The sequence below is a fragment of the Chryseobacterium ginsengisoli genome (genome assembly GCF_039542325.1).
Classification (GTDB): domain Bacteria; phylum Bacteroidota; class Bacteroidia; order Flavobacteriales; family Weeksellaceae; genus Chryseobacterium; species Chryseobacterium ginsengisoli.
The window spans coordinates 12,478-34,045 of the sequence record NZ_BAABHX010000003.1 but is presented as its reverse complement, the minus strand read 5'-3'; the positions used below and the strand labels follow the sequence as shown (position 1 = coordinate 34,045).

Genomic DNA, 21,568 nt, shown 5'->3' with positions numbered 1-21,568 from the left:
TATTAAAAACAGACTAAATCTTACCTTAAATATTCTCAACACTGCATTTTCGGACTTTTAACCAACTAAAACCAAGCCACTTTCAAAATTTCAATGACAAAATATTATGCTAAAAATTCAAAACTGATTAAAATCATAACTTTTTGTCTGAAATAAAATTGAAACTCAATGTTTCATCGCCAATTTTTCCGAAATTTATCATTGGCTTTCCATTTGACGTTGAAAGACTATGTTTAAAAATAATGTAATTTCCAAAAAAGCCATATTATATCCATTGCTAATGCTTGCGGCGATGTGGTTGGGCTTTTTCTTACAGATGCACGGCTTTTTTCAAAGCTGTTTCGGGGCGATAATACCATTGTTGCCGGAAGGCTTATTGGGAATTATCACTTCACCTCTTTTACACGGAAACATGGATCATATCGTCGGAAATTCTATCCCGATTGCTGTCCTGATGTTTTTATTATATCAATTTTATCCCTTGGTTGCCAATAAAGTTTTTATTATCGGTTGGTTGGCAACAGGATTTTTGGTCTGGCTTCTTCCGCCGATTGATATTATGACAGGCGATTATCTTTATACCTGCACAATCGGAGCAAGTGGCGTTGTTTATGTTCTTGCCTTTTTTCTGTTTTTCAGCGGAGTTTTCAAATGGAATGTAAAACTTCTGACTATTTCTTTATTAGTCGTTTTATACTATGGAAGTTTAGTTTGGGGAATGTTGCCGGAAGAATTGTTTTCAAATCTTCAGGAACCAAGCAAAATTTCCTGGCAGGCTCATCTTGCGGGTGCGGTCGTAGGAATTATTCTTGCTTTATTATTTAAAAAAGTCGGTGAAAAAAAGAAAAAATATATTTGGGAATTTCCTAACTATTACAGTGAAAAAGATGATAAACTTTGGCAGGAATACAAAGAAAATCATCCTGATGATTTTTTGGAACTGCCTTACAAAAAGAAAGATGATATTTGGGATCGTCTGGATGAATTAAGAGGAAAATAAAAGAAAATTTTTTACATTTGTCAAAACGACACAAATGTATTCTGAAGAGCATCTTTATGCAATCGCTTTGCGCGAGTGTAATTTAATAGGCAACATCAATTTCAATAAACTTGTCCGAACCTTTGGCAGTGCAAAAAATGCTTGGGAAAAGACCAAGAAAGAATATAAAAAACTCGATGGTTTCGGATCAAAAATAGTTTATGATATTGGAAACCCGGAACATCTGAAATTTGCAGAGAAAGAGTTAAAATTTTGCGAAACAAATAATATCAAAATTAATTTAAGGCACCTTCAGGAACTTCCGCAATTATTAAATGAATGCGAAGACGCTCCTGCTATTTTATATCAAAAAGGAAGTTTTGATCATTCTAAACCAAAAGTAAGCATCGTCGGAACCCGAAATATGACGCCTTACGGAAAACAGTTTATCCATGATTTTTTTGAAGAAACAAAATCTTGTGATTATACTTCAGTGAGCGGTTTAGCTTTAGGTGTCGACAAAGAAGTTCACGAGCAATCGATTCATAATCAAATTCCAACGATTGCGGTTTTGGCGCATGGTTTTCATACCTTGTATCCTGCAAAAAACAGAAAATTGTCAGAGAAAATAGTCGAAGAAGGTGGAGCTTTATTCACAGAATTCAATTCTTCAAGAAAACCTGATCGGGAAAATTTTATCCAGAGAAATAGAATTGTTGCGGGAATTTCTCCTTCAACAATTGTCGTGGAAACTGCATTCGGAGGAGGCTCGATAAGTACAGCAACCTTCGCAAATGGTTACAATCGTGAAGTTTTTGCATTACCCGGAAAAATTACAGATAAACAAAGTCAGGGCTGCAATCATTTGATTTTTCAGAACAAAGCTTCAACAATTTCTACGATAAAAGACCTCATTGATAATTTAGGATTTAATAATCCAAAAATGAAAACTGAGGAATTGTTTCCACGAAATGAAATCAGCATTCAATTAACTGAAAACCAGGAATTAATATTTAAGACAATCTATGAAAATCCTCAAATTTCTTTGGATGATTTGGCAGTGAAAATCGATCTCTCTTCACACAAAATTTTACCTATAATTTTAGAATTGGAACTTTTAGGGAAATTAAAATCATTTTCCGGGAGACAATTTATGGCAATATGACATTTAACGATTTCTTAATATTGCATTATTTTAAACATAACATTTAATTTTTAACAATATTAAAGCGTTAATTATCAATTTAATAATATTAAGAGATTATATTATTAAATTTTCAACAATCATCAATTGAGGTATTGTGAATCTTGAAAAAAAAATTAAATTTGTTGGCAATAATATTCAACCCTAATATATGGAACAATATAATATTGACCAGAAAATCCAGGAGTTTATTGCAAAAATTGAGGCAAAAAACCCTAATGAGCCAGAATTTTTACAAGCCGTAAAAGAAGTTGCTGTTACTGTAATTCCGTTTATTATGACCAAAAAGGAATACACAGGAATGAAACTTCTTGAAAGAATGGCGGAAGCTGAAAGAGTAATCATCTTCAGAGTTCCATGGGTTGACGATAAAGGAGAAATCCAGGTAAACAGAGGTTTCAGAATCCAAATGAACTCTGCAATCGGACCTTACAAAGGAGGAATCCGTTTCCATCCTACGGTAAATCTTTCTGTGCTTAAATTTTTAGCTTTCGAGCAAGTTTTCAAAAACTCTTTAACGACGCTTCCGATGGGAGGTGGAAAAGGAGGTTCAGACTTCGATCCACAAGGTAAAACTGATATGGAAGTAATGCGTTTTTGCCAGGCTTTCATGACAGAAATGTGCAAACATATCGGTCCTGAAACTGATGTTCCTGCAGGAGACATCGGTGTTGGAGCAAGAGAGATCGGATATTTATTCGGACAGTACAAGAAAATCAGAAATGAATTTACAGGTGTATTGACTGGTAAAGGTCTTGCTTACGGTGGTTCACTGATCCGTCCTGAAGCTACAGGATACGGAGTTGTTTACTTTGCTGAGCAGATGCTTAAGACAATCGGACAGACTTTTAAAGATAAAACAGTAACTGTTTCAGGTTTCGGAAACGTAGCTTGGGGAGTTATCAAAAAAATCTCTGAACTTGGAGGAAAAGTAGTAACTATTTCCGGACCAGATGGATATGTTTATGATAAAGACGGAATCGATGGAGAAAAAATCGATTATTTATTAGAACTTAGAAATTCTGGAAACAACAGAGCGGAAGATTATGTAAAACAATACCCAACTGCAGAATTTTTCGCTGGAAAACGTCCTTGGGAAGTGAAGTGTGATGTTGCCATCCCTTCTGCAACTCAAAATGAATTGGATCTTGAAGATGCTAAATTATTGGTAGAAAACGGTTGCGTTTGTGTAACTGAAGCAGCGAATATGCCTTCAACTTTAGATGCGATCAACTATTTCTTAGACAATAAAGTATTGTTCTCTCCAGGTAAGGCTTCTAACGCGGGTGGAGTTGCAACTTCAGGATTAGAAATGACTCAGAACTCAATTCGTCTAAACTGGACTTCTGAAGAAGTAGATGCAAGATTGAAAGAGATCATGATCGGGATCCACAAAGCTTGTAGAGACTACGGAAAAGAGGAAGACGGCTATGTAAACTACGTAAAAGGCGCAAATATCGCCGGCTTCGTGAAAGTTGCAGAAGCAATGTTAGCTCAAGGAGTAGTATAAAATATAAAGGTTGGGAAATGTTCCCGACCTTTTTTAATTATAACCTGTTCCCGGGATTATAAATGGGAAAAAAGTAAAAAGTGAAAGGAGAAAGCGTTGATTTATTTCAGCGCTTTTTTTGTTTTTTATAATATTTAAAAAAATTCGTTTACAGATGCTTATACACGCTCAACATGAACATCTCTAATACTAACTTTTTATTAGCGATTAACTTGTAGCGTTATCATGCTACCTGTCGAAGCATCATCATATTTCAAAAATCATTAATTTTAAAAAATGAAAAACACTTTTGAAAATATCAACGAATATATTCTCCTCTTTCCGGAAATTCAGCAGAAATTAGAAGAAATAAGAAAAATCATTCACGCTCAAAATCCTGAGATTGAAGAATATATTGGCTACCAAATGCCCGCTTTTAAATATAAAAAGAAACCTTTGGTTTACTTTGCAGGCTACAAAAAACATATCGGTTTATATCCGGGAGCAGAAGGTATCAAAAATTTTGAAAAAGATTTTAATGAAAATAATTACAAATTCTCAAAAGGAGCTGTACAATTTCCAGTAAATAAAGACCTTCCTTTAGATTTAATTAAAAAGATTGTACAATTCAGAATTACAGAAATTGATCAAAAAAAATCCTGAAATATTATATTCCAGGATTCCATTTCTACTTTGATTAAATTTAAAACTACTTAGACTTTTTCTTTTTAGACTTCTTTTCTTCTTTTGTCGCGTCCGTTGGTTTTGTTGCATCCAAAGTCGTATCTGCACTTACGTTTGCTGTTGCATCAGTAGCAGATGTTGCGGGAGTCGCCTCCACGGTCGCTGTAGCTGTTGTATTTTGGTTTTGCGATGCTGTTCCCCAGTTTGATGCTGCCTGTGAATTCTGTTTTGTTTGAGTTGTCGACTGGTCATTAGAATTTTGAGACGGATTTTGAGGTGTTCCTGTCTGAGCCGATACCGCGATTACTCCGACTAATGTAAACGCTGCTGTTAAAACTAACTTTTTCATAATACTAATATTTTAAATGGTTGTTTAATTAAAACGCCACTTTATTATTGAATAGTATATCTAAAGTATTTATTTAACGGACTTTATAATTTTTTAAGAGCGATTTTGGATTATAGCTTACTTTGCCAAATTTTTCATAATTCTTTCTACAAATTCATAAGCTGCAGGACAAATCACAGTATTTTTAATCATTAAATTATTAATCTGATAAATCTTTTTTCTGTCAGTGTGAGGATATTCTCTGCAGGCTTTCGGGCGAACTTCATAAATTGAGCAAGTATTGTCATCATTCAAAAAATGACAGGGAAGATTTTGTAAAACTTTGTCGTTATCTTCATCGACACGAAGAAATTTTGCCTCAAAATCTGCCTGTTTCATACGAAGATGCTTTGAAATTCTTTCAATGTCTTTTTCCGTATAAAGCGGTCCCGTTGTTTTGCAGCAATTAGCGCATTGAAGACAATCAACTACATTCTCAAAAACTTCATCATGAGTTTCCTGAACAATATAATCGAGATTCTTGGGCGGTTTCTTTTTCAATCCGTCCAGAAATTTTTTATGCTCTTTTTGTTTTTGTAAAGCCTGTTTTTTGTAAAGTTCTAAATTCATTTATAATTGCTCTTCCGCAAAAACGGGAAGATCTGCGTTTTGATAATCATTAATTTTATCCAGATCCAAAATTGTAGAAAGATTCTCTTTATCAGGATAATACATCGGAATAAACTTCGCTCCATAAATTATTTCTTTTGAAACATAAGAAGACCTTTGAACCACCGTATTCGAAAACACTTCATCAAAAGCCCGAACATGAACAATAATCTCAATATTCGTATTCTTAAAATCGTCACCAGAAAATCCATAAAACGGCGATTCTTCATCTATTTTATGAACGATCGTCCAATTCAGAGCTAATGTATTGATTTTGCTTAACTGAGTCTTTAACTGATAAAAATTAGTCTTCGGAACACTGTCTTCTATAACTTCAATTGCAGTGGAAACAACTACATCAGCGTCAGTCAATGCATTATTTTTAAAAGGTGCCAATCTGAACATCAATGCCGAACTTTCCTTAAAAGGCGCAATAACCGCAATATCAGAAAACTTCAAATAAGCTCTCGGTCTGGAAAATCTTCCGTAAAAAAGCCCCGTTGCAATCGCAAAGGTAAGCAATCCCAAGAAAGCTTCAAAAGTTGCCACCAAACTAGCCATAAAACCAACCGGGGCAATTCTTCCATAACCAACCGTCGTAAAAGTTTGCGAACTAAAGAAAAATACATCGATAAATTCATTGATCGGATCACTTTTGTCAATTCCGGTAAGATGTTCTACGCCAATTAGATAATAAATTAAGGCAAAGAAAAGATTAACCAAAATATAAGCGATGACCAAATACGAAAGAAACTGAAATGTAGACAAATCCAGCATTGTATGATACCAACTGAAACGATTGAAAATATTCACTCCTTTTCTATTGACATTCGGAAGCCCGTCTTTGTTGATAAATCTCCCCGAAGCATTGTCTCCGAAGCCACTGTTTTCGGTATTTTTCTGATGTATTTTTTGTCTGAATCCTCGTGCCATTTTTTATATCATTTGTTTGATTTAATGTGAGATGCTTTGACAGGTTCAGCATGACAACCGCAAATGACAACGCTAAAATATATAGTATTAGGAATGTTATGCTGAGTCTGTCGAAACATCTTAATTTTTTTTAAGTTTAAATATAACATGCAAAGATAAAATATTGTTTTCAAGAAATTTCATAAATAGATTCTAGTGCTTTTCTTTTCCATTCAGAATCAGTTCGAGTATACCTATCTGTAATTTGTATACTAAAGTGACCAAGAAAATCTCTTATTCAAAATAAGCTTAATCCTGCTTCAGCAAGATGCATCGCTTTTGAGTGCCTTAAAGCATATGGAATAATTTCAGGATTAATAAATCTGGTCGCATTAGCATACTTTTTTAATATATATGTAACTCCTGCAGAGGAATGAAATTTATTTTATCTGTCTAGGTTTTTATCTAAAAAAACAAAAGATTCGTCAATCCAAAGATAATATAAGTTGAAAAAGATTTATAAGCACTTAAAAATCAATTCATCAAAATAAATTTTTATATTAGTATCATAAATAACTTTACGAAAGTTATAGCGCATTTTAAAAAGACAGTTAATGAAAAAAAATATATTAAGGAAAATTAAAATAGATAATGAGACTTACTTATGGAAAAGATTGCATGTTCATTTAACAAATTATGAACACTCAAAATGCGTTGAAAAGGTTGCGATTTATCTTGAAGGATATAAAAAATCTCCGCTTCAACTATCGTTTCGAGAAGAGGATAATTTAACTCTTAAGTCAGATATAGAAAAAGAAAAATGGTGCATAGGTTATCCCGATGATGGAGTAATTTGGTTGTATAAGTTACCCGATAATGAACCTTACCCGGCTAATGAAGAACAAACTGGTGACATCAATTTGAATCGGCCGGCTGTTATAGCCGAGTTAATTCGATATTTTCTTCATCAGGATTGGAGACCAAAAGAAAGCACAAGGCCATATATTATTGAAGATGCATTGAGATTCCTTGAAATAATTGCATTGCCTAAAGGTAAAAAATAATAACGAGAAACCCCATTTTAGACTTTGTTCCTCGATTGACTTTAGTGCTAAAATTCCCGAACCATTATCTGCTATATAACAAAATTCGTATTCCAAAATGAGATTCCCACTATTTTTATTGATATCGTTTTTAATATTTTCTTGTAAAGAAAGACCAGAATTAAAAATGAATATTAAAACTGTGAAAATAAATTTAAATCGAAATAATAATCAATATTTGAAAAAATACCATCCTGAAAAAATTGGTCAAGAAGTCGAAATTCAATTTATAAAAAATAAAAAAAATAATAAATCGTATGGAATTATGAGTTGCTCATATACTAGTAACTTTGTACTTGATAATACTAATTTTTCGTTTGAAGGATTTAACTGCGATTCTAACTTTCCTGTAAGTATAGAGTTAAAAAAAAATACTTCTGAAAAATATAAATTACTGGTGATAAAAAATCCTAATTCAAAAAGTAATTATTTCAAAATTGGATACAAAAAAATTATTTTTCCAGATAAATCTAATTCTTTCGAATCTTACTGGGAAAAAATCGAAAATAAAAAATATGAAATTCTATGGAGCGAACCTATAAAATTTGAAAATTAAAGTTTTTAATACTAAATATTTTAGTCATCAAAATATAATTATTAAAAGAGCTCTTAGTTTTCAGCAACTTACATTCATTAATTAAAAAAACTTTTGATAGTGAAATTTATCAACTCAACGATTGAATTTAACAATTGATTTTAAATTAACTTTGATGTATGAAAAAATTGGAATCAAGGGAAGATATAGAACATCTTGTGAATTCATTTTATGGCAAAGTCGTTAAAGATGAGACGATTTCGCATTTTTTTAATGATGTTGCCAAAGTAGATTGGGATAAGCATTTGCCGAAAATGTATTCGTTTTGGGAATCGGTTCTTTTTGGACAGATGTCTTACAAGGGAAATCCGATGGGCGTTCATTTTCCTATTAATGAAATTGAAGCTATGGAACAGAAGCATTTCGACAAATGGCTGGAACTTTGGAGAACCACAATTGAAGAAAACTTCGTTGGTGAAAATGCAGATATGGCTATTTATAAATCTGAAAATATTGCCAAACTAATGTCTTTCAAAATGGATTTGGCAAAGAGACTGTGATTTTTTTAAGCTAAATTAAGGAACGATTACCGTAAAAATATAAGCCGCAAGATTAACCAGCAAAACAGTTCCATAAAGAACATTTGTTTTTCCTCGACTTAGCGAAAGCATGACGATAAAAACCGATAAAGAAAGGAGAATAATATCTTTTTTGTCCAAGCCTAAAACCAGCGGAATATCGTACATTATACAAACCGCAGAAACTGCAGGAATTGTCAGTCCTATACTCGCCAAAGCTGATCCTAAAGCCAAATTCAGACTCGACTGGATTTGATTGCTTCGAGCCGCTCTGATTGCCGCAACACCTTCCGGAAGTAAAACTACAGCAGCAATAATTACCCCAACCAAAGATTTTGGCGCTCCAAATCCCTGAACCATATTCTCAATCGTTGTGGAAAGACCTTTTGCCATCATTACAACAATTGCCAGACAAATAACCAGAAAGACAAAACTGATAACTGTTTTTGAGTTAGACGGAATATAAACTCCTTCCGGATGCTCTTCCGGAACGATGAAATAATTTCTGTGCCTTACAGTCTGAACCATCAAAAATATACCATAAATGACAAGACAGGCGATAGAAATGAAAATCAATTGAGGCTTATTGTAAAAGGGACCATTAACACTTGAAGTGAAATTCGGAAGTACTAAAGTTAAAACCAAAATAGAAACAATACTTACCAAATAAGTTGTCGCAGAAGTTCGTGCAAAAAACTGTTCATAATATTTTACTCCTCCTACCAAAATACAGATTCCTAAAATCCCGTTAAGAATAAGCATTACGGCTGCGAAAACCGTATCTCTTGCGAGCGTAATTGCCTGATCTCCACCTGCAACCATTAGGGAAATAATTAAAGCTACTTCAATTATAGTAATACAAAGTGCTAAAATAATTGTTCCGAAAGGTTCCCCGACTTTGTGGGCAACAACTTCAGCATGATGAACGGCAGATAAAACGCTTCCTGTTAATAAAATTCCGGCAATTATATCAAACAAAACACCTGTTCCCATAAGTCCGGAGAAATAATATCCCACTGCCAAAAGAGGAAAAATGTAAGTATAATGCAAGAATTCTTTTAATTTCATATTGTCTCTAAAATACAAAAAATCAATGAGATTTTAAATATTAAAAGAAAATATTAATCATATTTTAATGACTCCAGAAGTAAAAATCCTGAAAATCTGTTAGCATATGAAACAAAAGTCCAATGCCGACAATTCTGATATTTCCTTTAAAAAACAGCATCAAAAAATACACCGCAATAGTATAATAAGAATGCAAAAAGTGAAATCCGATACTTCCGCGGTTCGGATCAAAAATAGGAGTAGCAAAAAGATGATCCAAATCTACAAGCATTGTTGCTAATAGAATTAAATAAACCTTTTTCCAGTTTTCGCGGTAAAAAATTAAGGCGATGAAAACAGGAAAAACAAAATGTAAGAAATAATGCGTAAAAGTTTTTATCAATACAATGTCAGAAGAATCCATCAGCAAATTTTAAAGCAGCTTTTTTACCATCTCAAAATCAAAGGCAATTCTCCTTTTTTAAATTGTAATTTCAAATAATAATCCTGATCATTATTTCCATAAAAGATATAATCAATATCGGAAATTAATTTCTTTTCAGATGAACTTAAAGATTTAAAAGAAGAGAGTAATAAAGCATTATTTCTGACAAAAATATAATTTTCGTTTAACTTAGAAGATAATTGAACGGATTTTCTGATGGATTTTATTTCAAAACCTGTTTTATTTTTTTCAATATGATTAGGCTGAAACGGAAGCGCTGTAAATTGTTTCTGAGCATTGATCCATTTTTTATTCTGAAAATATTCCTCTGTTTTTTTAACATCTGAGCTTTGAAGATCAATAACATAATTCGGCTGAATGATTTTTTGAATGCTCTTTTTTTCAACTTCATTGAAATTATCATCATAGCCATAAGTGATAATCGTATCGTTTACCTGTTCAAGATCGGCTGTTGCTTTAAGAGAGGTAATTTGCGAAGATTCTAAGATATTTTTGCCAAAAAGAGAACTCAGGTTTTTGATATTTTCTGCATCTAATTCTGTTTCTAAAAAAGATTTTGTCTGCTCTAATTTAGAAATTACAGAAGGCGGATCGTTTGAATCCAAATTATTTTTAATGATAATTTCATCCGAATTTAATTCAATAGAAAGATTGGAGCTGCCTTTTCCAGAGTTGAATAAAATAGTTCCTAAACCATTTGTAATAAGTGAATTTGCATCAAAAATATTAATTTTAGAAGACGGAAGTAATTGATAATCTATACTTTCAAAATCCTGATCAGAACTTCCAATAATGCACTTTTTATCCAATATTTTAATATAGATCTGATCTTTTCTGAAGATATTATTTCCTTGGTCTATAAATTTTTGCTGTTTTAAAAATGCTGCAAACTTTTGTTTGTCCTTCAATTCGAAAATACTATACCAATCGGAAAATTTTGAATATTTAAGATGGAAAATCTGAAAAAAATCGGGAATTTCCACTCCCGATTTTACTATAGAAATTGAATTTTTATCTTCTTTTTTGCTTCCAAACCATTGCGAAGGATGAGTTGCAAGACTGTAAACATATTGCCTTGTTAACTTTTTTGTGTCTACTAAAATAATTACATCTGCATTTGCAGGAGCAATTGTAACCGTATTTTTTTTATGATAAAACACAAAATAAATAACCGTCGCAAATAGAAAAATAACTAATGCAATAAGTTTCTTTTTCATTTATAATATGGGCGTTTTTTTCTCAGATTCGTTGATTTTGTAGATTTCATCAAACAAATCGAAGAAATACATCAAGCTGTTTTCTGATGAATTTTTAATAGAATAATCTATTTCGGTTTCTATTCTGTCGCCTTTTACTTCAGATTTAAAATACATTTCGCCTACATTTTTCTTCACAAAATCCAATGTTTTTCTTTCAGAAGGACTTTTAAATTCTTTTTCCAGACCAATTAATAGCCTTTCAATATCGAATCTTCCGGAAGCCGGATATTTAGCCGAATCTTTTGCCCAGTTTTTAGAAATATCAGATTGATCTTTAGGAAGAATATTGTCTGTAGAAGTTGTCATATAAACAACTCCATCTTTCACTGTGAAGAATAATTGGTCTAAATAACTATCCTTTTTATCATCTTTAAAAGTGTAAAAATCGCCTTTTTTAATGAAGTTTTTCACTGTTTTCTTATTGGTTGTCAACACATTGAAAATGCGATTCCAATATCCTTCATTTTCCGTAGCAAAAGCGATTGTAAAATTTGGCATTGCTACTTCTTTTGTCTTCTTTACCTCTTTTTCATTGTAATCTTCGTCGTAATCGTAATCTGTGTATTCTACTGTTTTTGTCTTTAATTCATTCAACACGAAAATGCCGTTTCCTGGTGCAATTTTGGAGATAGCTTCTTCGTCGAGAACGATCTTCATGGTTTCCATCATCAGTTCCATTTCTTTCTGATATTCTGCTTCTCCCGAGTTTTTCAGTAAGCTGTACATCAAATCAAAATATTTGCTTCCGTCTACGTTAATAGAGTAATAACCAATGCTTTTGTCATTGATAAGCGACATCAGTTTCTTATTTTTCTTTCCTTTATAAATTGCGGAAAAGTTTTTCTGAACCTCAGAATCTTTATGTTGATAACTGCTTACCAATCTTACTTTTTCTTTATCAAAATACAAATTGTATGAAGAATTAGAATTGTACATTTTATTGAAAAACTGTCCGAATTCATAATTTTTCATCATTTTGCCATACAATCCTTCATTCACGATTCTGCCGTAATCCGTATACACAAAAACATCAGAATTTGCATCACGGAAGGAAAGAATATCCTTAGAAACCTCAAGTTCAAAATTTGAATTAAAATATTTGTCGAAATCAGCTTCCACCAGTTTTTTTACAATCTTGAATTTTTCGATATTTAAGGAATCAAGCTCTTTTTGATAAGCCGGATCTTCTCCCACATCTTCACCATCAATTCCCGGAGGCGGAATTTCAACTTTAGGCTCAGAAACTATATCTTCGCTTTCGCCGGAATATTTTGTATCTGTCGATCCCTTTTTCTCTTTTGGATATTCGTGGTGTTTTTCAAGATACTTGATATCCTTTTGCATTCTTGCAATTTCTGCATTGTGCTCTTTAATGTCTTCTTTTAAATTTTTAATATCATCTTTCAGATATTTTATTTCTTCTTTATAATTGAAAGGTTCTTCAGGTATTTCAACGTAGGCAGAATCAACAGCAACTGCAGCAGAGTCTACCATTACTGCAGCACTGTCTACAACCATTGCGGCACTGTCTGCTGTAATATCAGAATCATCATATTTGTAAGGTTTATCATAACTGATCATTTTCAGGACGGCACGATCTCCGTTCCATGCTACAAACATATCATTATCAAGATTTACATATGAATAATTATTTTTCTTAGAAATCTCCAATCCTTTTTTCTTGGATGAATTAATGAATTCCTGAAATTTCTCTTTGTTATCTAAAATAAAATGAGCCGTATACGTTTTGACAGAATCATTGAAACTTGCATAATGATATTGTGTCGCATCATATTTAATTCCTGTCTTGGAATAATCGTTCCATGATGATTTTTTCTCTTTGTTTTCTTTCGTTACTTCCAGCAAAAAAGGATTCAGTTTTTGCCAGTTTACCTTTTTATTTAGCTGTTTTCCATTGATTTCCATGTAAAAAAGAGCGTCTTTCGGAAGTTTCATCTTTTGTTGCGCAAAAACGAGCGTAAACCCGAAAAGCAATAAAGCAACTTGTGTTTTTAGTAAAATAGATTTCATGGTGTGAGAAATTATTGAAATAGAATATTATTTTGTAATTGTTTTTTCTGAAGGATAAGATCCAGAATATTGGCTTCCAGTTTTACCGCCTTTTTGTTTGGTGAAAGCAGATAAGAGCTGTTCGTCTGAGATTTTACCGTATTTTCAAATTGCATTACGGAAGTGTATTTTGCATCATTAAAAATTTCTTTATCAGCCTTACTCATCTTATCGTAGTCACTTTTGAAAGTGTTTACTTTGTTTCTTGTAAATGATTTACCTGCAATATTCTGACTGTAAATCTGCGTCGGAATCATTTTTCCAAGAATGTTTTTAGCTTTTAATTGTTCCAATCCTGCATTGATATTTTCAATTTTCTTGAAATTACAGCTTAATTTTATGATATAATTATCAAAATCCATCGAAGTTTTTACATTGGAAATTCCCGGAGTTGCTTTGAAAATTCTTGCCGCTTCATTGATCTTAGATTCAATTTCTGGTCTTTTAGGAACTTTCTTGCCATTAATTGTCTCCATTTTTGAGATGGAAGCCAATCGGGTTTTGCTTTTGCTTGCGTTGAGAATAATAGTATATTCACCGCTTCCATCAGCTTTCACATTTATTTTATCTAAAATATCGAAACAACTTGTTAAAAACAACAAAGGAATCAACAGAAAAAACTGTTTAAGGAAAGTTTTCATAATTTGTTTTTTTATATTTTTCTAAATTCTGCCTTTCAGATAATCCTGTCGAAGGTCTTCATCCAGTTTTTCGATGGCATATCTCAGACAGGTTCTTGGCATTTCTTTATAATATGTGTTGAGATAATCGATGAGTTCTTTTTCATTTTTGTTGCCCATTTCGCGAAGCAGCCAACCATTTGCTTTATGCATCAAGTCATGAGTATGCTTTAAATTTTGAGTAACAAATTCTTTTGTAAGCTCAAACGAACCTTTTTTTATATAATGCATTGTTCCTACAACGGCAATTCTCTTGTGCCACATTTCTTCGGAATCCGAAAGTTTCTTTAGCAAGTCTTCTCTCTGATTTTCAAAGGCATATCGACCCAGAATTTTATAACAGCTTGAATCTACCAAATCCCAATTATTCACATGCTGTAAATGATTCAGATAAAATTCTACAATTTCCTCTTTTACAGCTTTGTCTTTTGTTTTTTCAAACTTTGAGATCAACATAAATAATGCTGTCAATCGATGTTCGTGGTATTTAGAAGAAAGCAATTGGCTTAATTCATCCAAAGAAATCTTTGCATAATATTCTTTTGCCACAGATCTTTGATCCGGAACTTTTACGCCAAGAAACAAATCTCCTTCTCCATATTCACCTTTTCCTGTTTTAAAAAATTTAGGAAAAAATTCTGCCTTTTCGGGAATGGATAAGACGGCTAAAGCTTCTTCAATCTCTTTAATCATAACATTAAAAATTAAAACATCCGATACATTTAACAAATAAGCTGATTCCAGCATTAGAATATTCTGTCAGAATAGAGCTATCATCTGTTTTTATATCTTTTTGTTTAAAAGCTCTGCCCATCATCATTACAGGTTTTGCAATGCTCATCATATCTCCGGCTGTGATTACGCAGATTGGCGAGTTTTCTGATTTCCCAGTTCCGCTTTCATCAATTGTTTTAATAATTCTATTGTTCTGCAATATGCATATTTCTGCTTTTGTTTTTTCTCCAATCGCATTGTATATATTTACCATTGCAGCTAATATTTCATTATTCAATGGAGCTTTATTGTAAGCGGCTTCAGCTTTTGCTATTATTTTTTGAGCTTTTACCTTTGACAATCCTCTTCGTGAAGCAATTTTCCAGATTTCCTCATAATCTTTGTTATAATCGGCTATGTTATATTCTGTACCCGCAAAACGGCTCCCGTAATAAAGCTGATTCATCTCTTCCTGAGAAAGTTTTAATGGATCTTTTTTAAAAATTTCAAGGTAGTCGGTATAATATTTCTGAGGATTTTCTTTGACATTCTTTTTAATTTCTTCAACATTGATCTGAGAGAAATAAATCTGAGAGAATAATAGCAAAAATATGAATATTATTTTTTTCATTTGAATTGATTTGCAATTATTTAATCAATATTATTTAAAGTAATACTTTCCTGCTCTTCCTCTTCTATAGCAATCTTCTTTGGATTGGCAACTTTTGCAATCGTAAGTCCCTGAACAATAATCGAAAACACAACTACACAATAAGTAATACTTAAAATAGTTTCGCTGTATTCATTTTTAGGAATAGACATTGCCAAAGCAATAGAAACACCGCCCCGGATTCCTCCCCAGACTAAAACTTTCACGGTTTGCGGGCTGAAGGTCTTTTTCATAAATTTTGTAGGTCCCCAAATAGAAATAACTCTTGCCAATAACACAATTACGATGGCAACCAATCCGGGAACTACAAAATGATTTAAGTCTTTGATCATCAATAGTTCAAAGCCGATAAATAAAAACAAAACAGCATTCAGAATTTCGTCAATCAGTTCCCAGAATTTAATTAAATAATCCTGAGTAATGGATTTCATTTTAAATTTAACATTAAAATTACCCATAAATAATCCTGCTGCTACCATCGTTAAGGGTCCGGAAATATGCATTTGCCTTGCAATAAGATAACCACCCATTACAACCGATAATGTTACCAAAACAGAAATAATATAATCGTCAACTTCTCGCATTAATCTGGAAGTTATCCATCCTAAAACGATACCCAGTAAAAGTCCGCCTCCTGCTTCTTTTAATAACAACAATCCAATGTTTTCAACTCCAAGTTCTACTTTATCACCAAGTGCCAACTGAAGAACAACCGTGAAAACAACAACCGCCATACCATCGTTAAACAAAGATTCTCCGGCAACTTTTGTTTCCAGTCCTTTGGAAACATTTGCCTGCTTCAGGATACTCAACACTGCGACCGGATCTGTTGGTGAAATTAATGCCCCGAAAAGTAAACAATAAATAAAAGGAAGATGGATCCCTAAAAACGGTAAAATATAAAACATTCCAAAACCTACCACAAAAGTGGAAATAACGACACCTACCGTAGAAAATATAAGCACAGGACGGAATTGCTCTTTAAGATCATCTATATTAATATGAATTCCTCCTGCAAAAAGAAGGAAATTAAGCATTGCTCCCATCAGAACCTCTGTAAAATCGATGCCGTTCATTAGTTTATGAAGATGTCCGTATGTTTTAGGTAAAACAACTTCTCCGAAGGAAACCAAAAATATTGAAACGACGATGGCAATTACCATAATTCCGATAGTACTCGGAAGTTTCAGAAATCTGTAATTAAGGTATGAAAATATTGATGCTAAAACTATTAAAGCTGAAAATGAATAATATAATTCCACTAATTTGGTGTTTTAAAAAATTTTATCTTGTTAATAATCGATATAAAGTACTTTGATATAAACTTTGTTGTTGTCTTTTTCCCAAATGTCGAGAATTCCGTCGCGCGAAGCTTTTGAACCTCTTGTATAATCCTGCCCAATGTTCAGGATATTCAATAAGATATATTCGTCGCCTACAGAATTTACCTGAAAAGGAGTCTTTTCTGTCTTTCCGTCGCCGGAAGCTCTGATTGCGCCCGTTAATGCACGAAACTGTCCAAGATGATGAATGACGTTATTAGGATCCTGTTTAGAATCATAAGCTTTAAGCAAAATCAACAGAATATCCAGATTGGTAGGATCTTTTTCGTATAGAATTTTACCCTGTTTTATACATTCATCATAATTTGCAGCCTTAAAAGCTTCTGCCAGATTTTTAAAATCATCATCCAATGTAGAAACCACATCTTTACGGAAATTTCTTCCATAGTAAAGATGCTGTGCTTCTATTGTATCCAAAGATTTCGGATAACCTTTATACTTAAAAATTAATTTTTCGTAATTATAAGGCGACTTTTCATTTTTAAGATCTTTCTCAATAGCTTTAAAATCAATTTTTGATTTCTGACTAAAACCAAAAACCGATACAAAAAGCAACAATAGGAAAAAGTGATATTTCATTACTCTTTTTCTGTGTTTTCTTCTTCATCGTCGTTATCGAAATATTCGAAAAGGAAATCGTTGTAAGGAAATCTTGAGATATGAATTTTCATTACCTCATCATAGATCATTTTCTTCATTTCCGGGAAGTTTTCTTTCGTTAATGCTGAAATGAAAACTGTAGGATATTTAGATTTTGCCATCCACGTTTTCGTCCATTCTTCAAGAGAAATATTTTTCTTTGTTGATGGAGTCAAATCGTCTTCATCTTTTTTCTCATAGCTGAAATCATCAATTTTATTGAAAACCATGATCATCGGTTTCTGATGCGCATTGATTTCCATTAAGATCTGATTAACAGAATCAATATGATCTTCAAAACTTTCGTGAGAAATATCAACCACATGAATCAAAAGATCCGCTTCACGAACCTCATCCAACGTAGATTTGAATGATTCTACCAACTGAGTAGGCAATTTTCTGATGAATCCTACCGTATCCGTCAATAAAAACGGAAGATTTCCGATCACAACTTTTCTTACCGTTGTGTCAAGAGTTGCGAATAATTTATTTTCAGCAAAAACATCAGATTTTGACAATGCGTTCATCAAAGTAGATTTTCCGACGTTCGTGTAACCTACCAAAGCAGCACGTACAACCTTTCCGCGATTGTTTCGCTGAGTTGCCATTTGTTTGTCGATTGTTTTCAACTTATCTTTTAACAATGAAATTCTGTCACGGATGATACGTCTATCCGTTTCAATCTCCGTTTCACCGGGACCTCTCATCCCGATTCCCCCTTTCTGACGCTCAAGGTGAGTCCACATTCTCGTCAATCGAGGTAAAAGATATTGATATTGAGCCAATTCCACCTGCGTTCTTGCATAAGAAGTCGTTGCTCTTTGGGCAAAAATGTCGAGAATAAGATTGGTTCTGTCAAGAATTTTAACTTCCATTTCTCTTTCCAGGTTTTTAAGCTGTGAAGGAGATAATTCGTCATCAAAAATGACTGTTCCTATTTCGTTTTCTTTTACGTATTCTTTTATTTCCTGAGCTTTTCCGCTTCCGATAAAGGTTTTGGAATCAGGCTGTGTTAATTTCTGAGTAAAGCGTCTGTTTACTGTTGCGCCGGCTGTAAACGCCAAAAACTCCAGTTCGTCCATATATTCCTGAAGTTTATCTTCATCCTGATGTTGCGTAACAACACCTACCAAAACTGCCTTTTCGTAATTATGTTCTTTCTTTTCTAGCATTAAATCTATCTGTATTTGTAAGATTTACAAGATACCATTTTTCAGGAAAAAATCCAAAATGATTTTTGTGGCACCTAAAGTTTAATGTTAAATTAAATTTATAATATAATTGATTTAGAGAATTTTAATAACTTTAACCATAGAATTATTAGATTTCATCACTGAAATTTAAGATTTTACCTTAAAAACTAACATCCAAATCATGATTGGCAATATTAGATGTATGATTATTGAGGATGATGAGCTGGATCGATTAGTTCTTCATCAACACATCAAGCAATTTGAAAACATTGCTGTTGTAGGCTCTTTCGATTCTGCCGAACAGGCTATTCCTCATCTTAATACTGCAATCGATCTTATTATTTTAGATATAGATCTTCCCGGAATGAGCGGCATCGAATTCCGAAAAATGACACAAAAAATTCCTGCGTGTATTTTTGTAAGTTCACATCCTGAATATGCAATCAACACCTTTGAAGTTGATACTTTTGACTTTCTTACAAAACCTTTAAAATCAGATCGTTTTATATATTCTATGCACAAACTTTTTGACTTTTTTGAAATGAAGGAAAAATCTGAAAGTTTTGACGCACTTGTCGGTGAAAACAATATCAGAATAAAAGAAGGGAACAGTATTTCACAGATTAAAATAAGCGATATTCTTTATCTTGAAGCCCTGAAAGATTACACAAGAATTGTAACTACAGAGAAAAAACACTGTATTTTGGATTCTATCGGAAATATTTTGCATAAAAGTTATTTCGATTCCTTTATAAGAATTCATAAAAGTTATGCCGTTCCGAGACATTTGATCAGAAGTAAAAATACGCATGAAGTGGAATTGGTACATCAGATAAAATTGCCGATTGGAAGAGCATATAAAGGTAATTTAGATTTTTTTGGAGCTTAATGTAATTGTACTTCCCTTATTTTGTTCGGATTTAACTTCAATTTCCATATTAATTGCCTTGGAAAGATCTCTGATAAGATGTAAACCCAATCCTTTTTTGGTTCCGATCGTTACGCTGTCATCAAATAATGCTTTAAATTTTTCTATCGACGCACCTTCTCCATTATCTGTTATGCTGAGGTAATTATTCTTTTCATCTGAAAAGGCTTTCCAAAGAATTATTTTTTCACCTTCTTTTTGTTCCAAAACTTTTACAGCATTATTGGTTAAATTCCTTGTAATGGTTTTAAGATATTCTTGATCTGTTGAAATAGTCATGTTTTCAGGAAAATCAAACTTAAATTCAATATTTTCCAACCATGAAAAATTTTCTTCGATGTCTTTAAAAATATCTTTGATGAAAACGGTTTTAATTTCAGGAGAAAAATTATCCATCTGACCTTTACTCCAAAGCAGAAGATCTTCCATTTGCTGCAGTAGTTTTTCGGAAGCATTGATGACTTTGTTTTCCAGACGTATTTTTGTTTCATCGTCCATCATTTCCGGAGCTTCTTTCTGAAGATGTAAAAATGAAATTAATCCCGCAACAGGACTTCTAAGATCGTGATTGAGGATCCCGAAAAACTTCATGTTGGTTTTATTGGCTTTATCCAGCTCTGTATTTAGTTTTTGAAGTCTGTCGCTGTTCTTTTTCGATTGTTTATACAGAAAAAACATCAAAACTCCGATGATCAAAAGTGCAAAAAGACCTAAAATGTAATATAATTTTTCTCTTTCTTTATTTTTAATAATCAGCTTATTAAGTATAATTTCTTTATTTTTCTGTTCGACAATTTTTTGGCTTTCCAGTTTTGCCATTTCATTTTTTCGACTTTGGGAATAAATAGAATCTTTTGTATTGTAATATTCCTGAATATTTTCCGCATAATCATCTAGATCTCCTTTCAATCTGCTTAGTTCCGACATTCCAAGATAATTGAACATTACCCATTGCTTGTTATTATTTTTTTCAGCAATATTTTTACTGATATCAAATTCTTTTTGGGCTTCTTTTAAAAGTTGATTTTTATTCCATTTCAGTTGATTCTGATATTTTCCGTATTGTTTATAAAAATCCAGATATGTATAAGCTATATTGTAATGATTAGCAACAGACATATAATGATTGGGCGAAGTTTTGTCCCAGATTTCCTGCGCTTTCAACTGCATTTGATAACTTTCCATCAATTTGTTGACATCCAAAAGTGACCAATTGGTAAAAAGCCAAGCCTGTCCGTATTCATTTTGTGTATTTTTGAAATATTGATCAGCTTTTTCAAAATTAATTTGAGCTTCTTTTAATTTTCCCAGACTTCTGTCGATTTCCGCCAAAACACCATAACAAAATCCTAATGCTTCCTGCGAATTGGATTCTTGAGCGGCTCTCAGTGCTTTGTTGATATTTTCGTAAGATTTTTCTTTATTGGATTCATCTAAATATAAGAACGCCAGGCTTCTGTATGCTGAATTAACGATCCAGAGGTTTTTACTTTTCGTACCGAGGTCAATTGATTTCAAATAATTTTTGACAGCTTCTGCATGCTCTCCTTTCTGATGAGAAAGTCTTCCAAACATATAATAATTATCTGCCAATGTATATTCATCATTGTTTTTTGTATTAATTGCAAAAGATTCTTTATTATATTTAAGAGCTTGATTAATAGTGTTTTTCTCGGTATAAAAACTTACTAAGCCTAAAAGCGTTTTTCCTTTTTTTGAGTTCCAATTCTCTTTCTTGATTAAAGCAAGGTTTTTCTGTGTATAAAAAAGACAGCTGTCCGGATTATAAATTCTGTAAATATTGATAAGACTTTGCTGTAAGTCAAAACGTTTCTCTTCAGAAATATTTTTTTTCAATTCCGATTTAAAGTATTCAAGTTTCGAAAATTCCTGCGAATACAGTGTTAAAGGCAAGAATAAAATGAAAAGTATACATCTTGCAATCATAATGTGTTATTTCCACTAAGATAATATTTTATTAAATGTCATTCGTCGATTTTTTCAGTCGTTTATCTATTTTAAAAATATCCGTTTTCGTTATATGGTAATTTAGCATTTCAGAATTCTCTTTAAAATTT

The 21,568-nt window shown here is 32.5% G+C and carries 22 protein-coding genes; 8 read left to right on the top strand and 14 right to left on the bottom strand.

Features of this window, described 5'->3' with window-relative positions:
- Positions 1–229 precede the first annotated feature (229 nt).
- From ABD940_RS09175 to ABD940_RS09160, 4 genes are all read left to right on the top strand, one after another.
- Entirely contained in the window at positions 230–1,000 is a 771-nt protein-coding gene (locus tag ABD940_RS09175) for a rhomboid family intramembrane serine protease (protein WP_345202721.1), read from the top strand.
- A 34-nt stretch (positions 1,001–1,034) separates the two neighbouring features.
- Entirely contained in the window at positions 1,035–2,144 is a 1,110-nt protein-coding gene (dprA, locus tag ABD940_RS09170) for a DNA-processing protein DprA (protein WP_345202720.1), read from the top strand.
- 190 nt (positions 2,145–2,334) lie between these two features.
- A complete protein-coding gene (gene gdhA / locus ABD940_RS09165) occupies positions 2,335–3,693 on the top strand; it encodes an NADP-specific glutamate dehydrogenase (RefSeq protein ID WP_345202718.1) in 1,359 nt (452 codons plus the stop codon).
- Positions 3,694–3,969: 276 nt separating this feature from the next.
- Positions 3,970–4,335: an iron chaperone gene (locus ABD940_RS09160; RefSeq protein WP_345202716.1), complete on the top strand. Its 366-nt coding sequence runs from the start codon at positions 3,970–3,972 to the stop codon at positions 4,333–4,335.
- Between the two features lie 46 nt (positions 4,336–4,381).
- Here the strand turns inward: ABD940_RS09160 and ABD940_RS09155 are convergent, their stop codons facing one another.
- From ABD940_RS09155 to ABD940_RS09145, 3 genes are all read right to left on the bottom strand, one after another.
- On the bottom strand, positions 4,382–4,705 hold the full coding sequence (locus ABD940_RS09155) for a hypothetical protein (protein WP_345202713.1): 324 nt from the start codon (positions 4,703–4,705) through the stop codon (positions 4,382–4,384).
- Between the two features lie 117 nt (positions 4,706–4,822).
- Entirely contained in the window at positions 4,823–5,314 is a 492-nt protein-coding gene (locus ABD940_RS09150; protein ID WP_345202711.1) for a YkgJ family cysteine cluster protein, read from the bottom strand.
- The gene (locus tag ABD940_RS09145) at positions 5,315–6,286 is read right to left on the bottom strand and encodes an ion channel (protein WP_345202708.1); all 972 of its coding nucleotides are present in this window, start codon (positions 6,284–6,286) and stop codon (positions 5,315–5,317) included.
- Between the two features lie 593 nt (positions 6,287–6,879).
- Between ABD940_RS09145 and ABD940_RS09140 the strand changes: the two genes are divergently transcribed.
- The 3 genes from ABD940_RS09140 (at position 6,880) to ABD940_RS09130 (ending at position 8,463) form a co-directional block, all read left to right on the top strand.
- Entirely contained in the window at positions 6,880–7,329 is a 450-nt protein-coding gene (locus ABD940_RS09140) for a hypothetical protein (RefSeq protein ID WP_345202706.1), read from the top strand.
- Positions 7,330–7,426: 97 nt separating this feature from the next.
- Entirely contained in the window at positions 7,427–7,924 is a 498-nt protein-coding gene (locus ABD940_RS09135) for a hypothetical protein (RefSeq protein ID WP_345202703.1), read from the top strand.
- Positions 7,925–8,082: 158 nt separating this feature from the next.
- A complete protein-coding gene (locus ABD940_RS09130) occupies positions 8,083–8,463 on the top strand; it encodes a group III truncated hemoglobin (protein ID WP_345202701.1) in 381 nt (126 codons plus the stop codon).
- 15 nt (positions 8,464–8,478) lie between these two features.
- Here the strand turns inward: ABD940_RS09130 and ABD940_RS09125 are convergent, their stop codons facing one another.
- From ABD940_RS09125 to hflX, 10 genes are all read right to left on the bottom strand, one after another.
- A complete protein-coding gene (locus tag ABD940_RS09125) occupies positions 8,479–9,549 on the bottom strand; it encodes a calcium:cation antiporter (protein WP_345202699.1) in 1,071 nt (356 codons plus the stop codon).
- 64 nt (positions 9,550–9,613) lie between these two features.
- Positions 9,614–9,952: a DUF6122 family protein gene (locus tag ABD940_RS09120; RefSeq protein WP_345202696.1), complete on the bottom strand. Its 339-nt coding sequence runs from the start codon at positions 9,950–9,952 to the stop codon at positions 9,614–9,616.
- A 23-nt stretch (positions 9,953–9,975) separates the two neighbouring features.
- Positions 9,976–11,211: a hypothetical protein gene (locus tag ABD940_RS09115; protein ID WP_345202693.1), complete on the bottom strand. Its 1,236-nt coding sequence runs from the start codon at positions 11,209–11,211 to the stop codon at positions 9,976–9,978.
- Positions 11,212–13,284 (bottom strand): hypothetical protein, encoded by a 2,073-nt coding sequence (locus tag ABD940_RS09110; RefSeq protein WP_345202690.1) that lies wholly within the window; start codon positions 13,282–13,284, stop codon positions 11,212–11,214.
- Between the two features lie 11 nt (positions 13,285–13,295).
- A complete protein-coding gene (locus ABD940_RS09105; protein ID WP_345202688.1) occupies positions 13,296–13,964 on the bottom strand; it encodes a hypothetical protein in 669 nt (222 codons plus the stop codon).
- A gap of 21 nt (positions 13,965–13,985) precedes the next feature.
- On the bottom strand, positions 13,986–14,696 hold the full coding sequence (locus ABD940_RS09100) for a DNA alkylation repair protein (RefSeq protein ID WP_345202686.1): 711 nt from the start codon (positions 14,694–14,696) through the stop codon (positions 13,986–13,988).
- A gap of 4 nt (positions 14,697–14,700) precedes the next feature.
- Positions 14,701–15,348, bottom strand: a complete 648-nt coding sequence (locus ABD940_RS09095; RefSeq protein WP_345202684.1) for a DUF4919 domain-containing protein — start codon at positions 15,346–15,348, stop codon at positions 14,701–14,703.
- 20 nt (positions 15,349–15,368) lie between these two features.
- A complete protein-coding gene (locus ABD940_RS09090; RefSeq protein ID WP_345202682.1) occupies positions 15,369–16,649 on the bottom strand; it encodes a cation:proton antiporter in 1,281 nt (426 codons plus the stop codon).
- Positions 16,650–16,679: 30 nt separating this feature from the next.
- A complete protein-coding gene (locus ABD940_RS09085; protein ID WP_345202679.1) occupies positions 16,680–17,309 on the bottom strand; it encodes a DUF4919 domain-containing protein in 630 nt (209 codons plus the stop codon).
- Complete coding sequence (gene hflX / locus ABD940_RS09080; RefSeq protein ID WP_345202677.1) at positions 17,309–18,541, bottom strand: GTPase HflX; 1,233 nt, start codon at positions 18,539–18,541, stop codon at positions 17,309–17,311. The genes ABD940_RS09085 and hflX overlap by 1 nt, the downstream gene beginning before the upstream one ends.
- 202 nt (positions 18,542–18,743) lie before the next feature.
- Here hflX and ABD940_RS09075 point away from each other — a divergent pair, with 202 nt between their 5' ends.
- Positions 18,744–19,451, top strand: coding sequence for a LytR/AlgR family response regulator transcription factor (locus tag ABD940_RS09075; protein ID WP_345202674.1), 708 nt, complete (start codon positions 18,744–18,746; stop codon positions 19,449–19,451).
- On the opposite strand, the gene ABD940_RS09070 is transcribed toward ABD940_RS09075, so the two are convergent.
- A complete protein-coding gene (locus ABD940_RS09070) occupies positions 19,431–21,347 on the bottom strand; it encodes an ATP-binding protein (RefSeq protein WP_345202672.1) in 1,917 nt (638 codons plus the stop codon). The genes ABD940_RS09075 and ABD940_RS09070 overlap by 21 nt on opposite strands.
- Positions 21,348–21,568 lie beyond the last annotated feature (221 nt).

Excerpts from the sequence above, each read along its gene's own strand:
- ABD940_RS09155 (WP_345202713.1), bottom strand. The coding sequence starts at position 4,705 with ATGAAAAAGTTAGTTTTAACAGCAGCGTTTACATTAGTCGGAGTAATC.
- ABD940_RS09085 (WP_345202679.1), bottom strand. The coding sequence starts at position 17,309 with ATGAAATATCACTTTTTCCTATTGTTGCTTTTTGTATCGGTTTTTGGT.
- ABD940_RS09135 (WP_345202703.1), top strand. The coding sequence starts at position 7,427 with ATGAGATTCCCACTATTTTTATTGATATCGTTTTTAATATTTTCTTGT.
- ABD940_RS09100 (WP_345202686.1), bottom strand. The coding sequence starts at position 14,696 with ATGATTAAAGAGATTGAAGAAGCTTTAGCCGTCTTATCCATTCCCGAA.
- dprA (WP_345202720.1), top strand. The coding sequence starts at position 1,035 with ATGTATTCTGAAGAGCATCTTTATGCAATCGCTTTGCGCGAGTGTAAT.
- ABD940_RS09120 (WP_345202696.1), bottom strand. The coding sequence starts at position 9,952 with ATGGATTCTTCTGACATTGTATTGATAAAAACTTTTACGCATTATTTC.
- ABD940_RS09125 (WP_345202699.1), bottom strand. The coding sequence starts at position 9,549 with ATGAAATTAAAAGAATTCTTGCATTATACTTACATTTTTCCTCTTTTG.
- ABD940_RS09110 (WP_345202690.1), bottom strand. The coding sequence starts at position 13,284 with ATGAAATCTATTTTACTAAAAACACAAGTTGCTTTATTGCTTTTCGGG.
- ABD940_RS09150 (WP_345202711.1), bottom strand. The coding sequence starts at position 5,314 with ATGAATTTAGAACTTTACAAAAAACAGGCTTTACAAAAACAAAAAGAG.
- ABD940_RS09115 (WP_345202693.1), bottom strand. The coding sequence starts at position 11,211 with ATGAAAAAGAAACTTATTGCATTAGTTATTTTTCTATTTGCGACGGTT.
- ABD940_RS09105 (WP_345202688.1), bottom strand. The coding sequence starts at position 13,964 with ATGAAAACTTTCCTTAAACAGTTTTTTCTGTTGATTCCTTTGTTGTTT.
- ABD940_RS09160 (WP_345202716.1), top strand. The coding sequence starts at position 3,970 with ATGAAAAACACTTTTGAAAATATCAACGAATATATTCTCCTCTTTCCG.
- ABD940_RS09075 (WP_345202674.1), top strand. The coding sequence starts at position 18,744 with ATGATTGGCAATATTAGATGTATGATTATTGAGGATGATGAGCTGGAT.
- gdhA (WP_345202718.1), top strand. The coding sequence starts at position 2,335 with ATGGAACAATATAATATTGACCAGAAAATCCAGGAGTTTATTGCAAAA.
- ABD940_RS09140 (WP_345202706.1), top strand. The coding sequence starts at position 6,880 with ATGAAAAAAAATATATTAAGGAAAATTAAAATAGATAATGAGACTTAC.
- ABD940_RS09095 (WP_345202684.1), bottom strand. The coding sequence starts at position 15,348 with ATGAAAAAAATAATATTCATATTTTTGCTATTATTCTCTCAGATTTAT.
- hflX (WP_345202677.1), bottom strand. The coding sequence starts at position 18,541 with ATGCTAGAAAAGAAAGAACATAATTACGAAAAGGCAGTTTTGGTAGGT.
- ABD940_RS09130 (WP_345202701.1), top strand. The coding sequence starts at position 8,083 with ATGAAAAAATTGGAATCAAGGGAAGATATAGAACATCTTGTGAATTCA.
- ABD940_RS09175 (WP_345202721.1), top strand. The coding sequence starts at position 230 with ATGTTTAAAAATAATGTAATTTCCAAAAAAGCCATATTATATCCATTG.
- ABD940_RS09145 (WP_345202708.1), bottom strand. The coding sequence starts at position 6,286 with ATGGCACGAGGATTCAGACAAAAAATACATCAGAAAAATACCGAAAAC.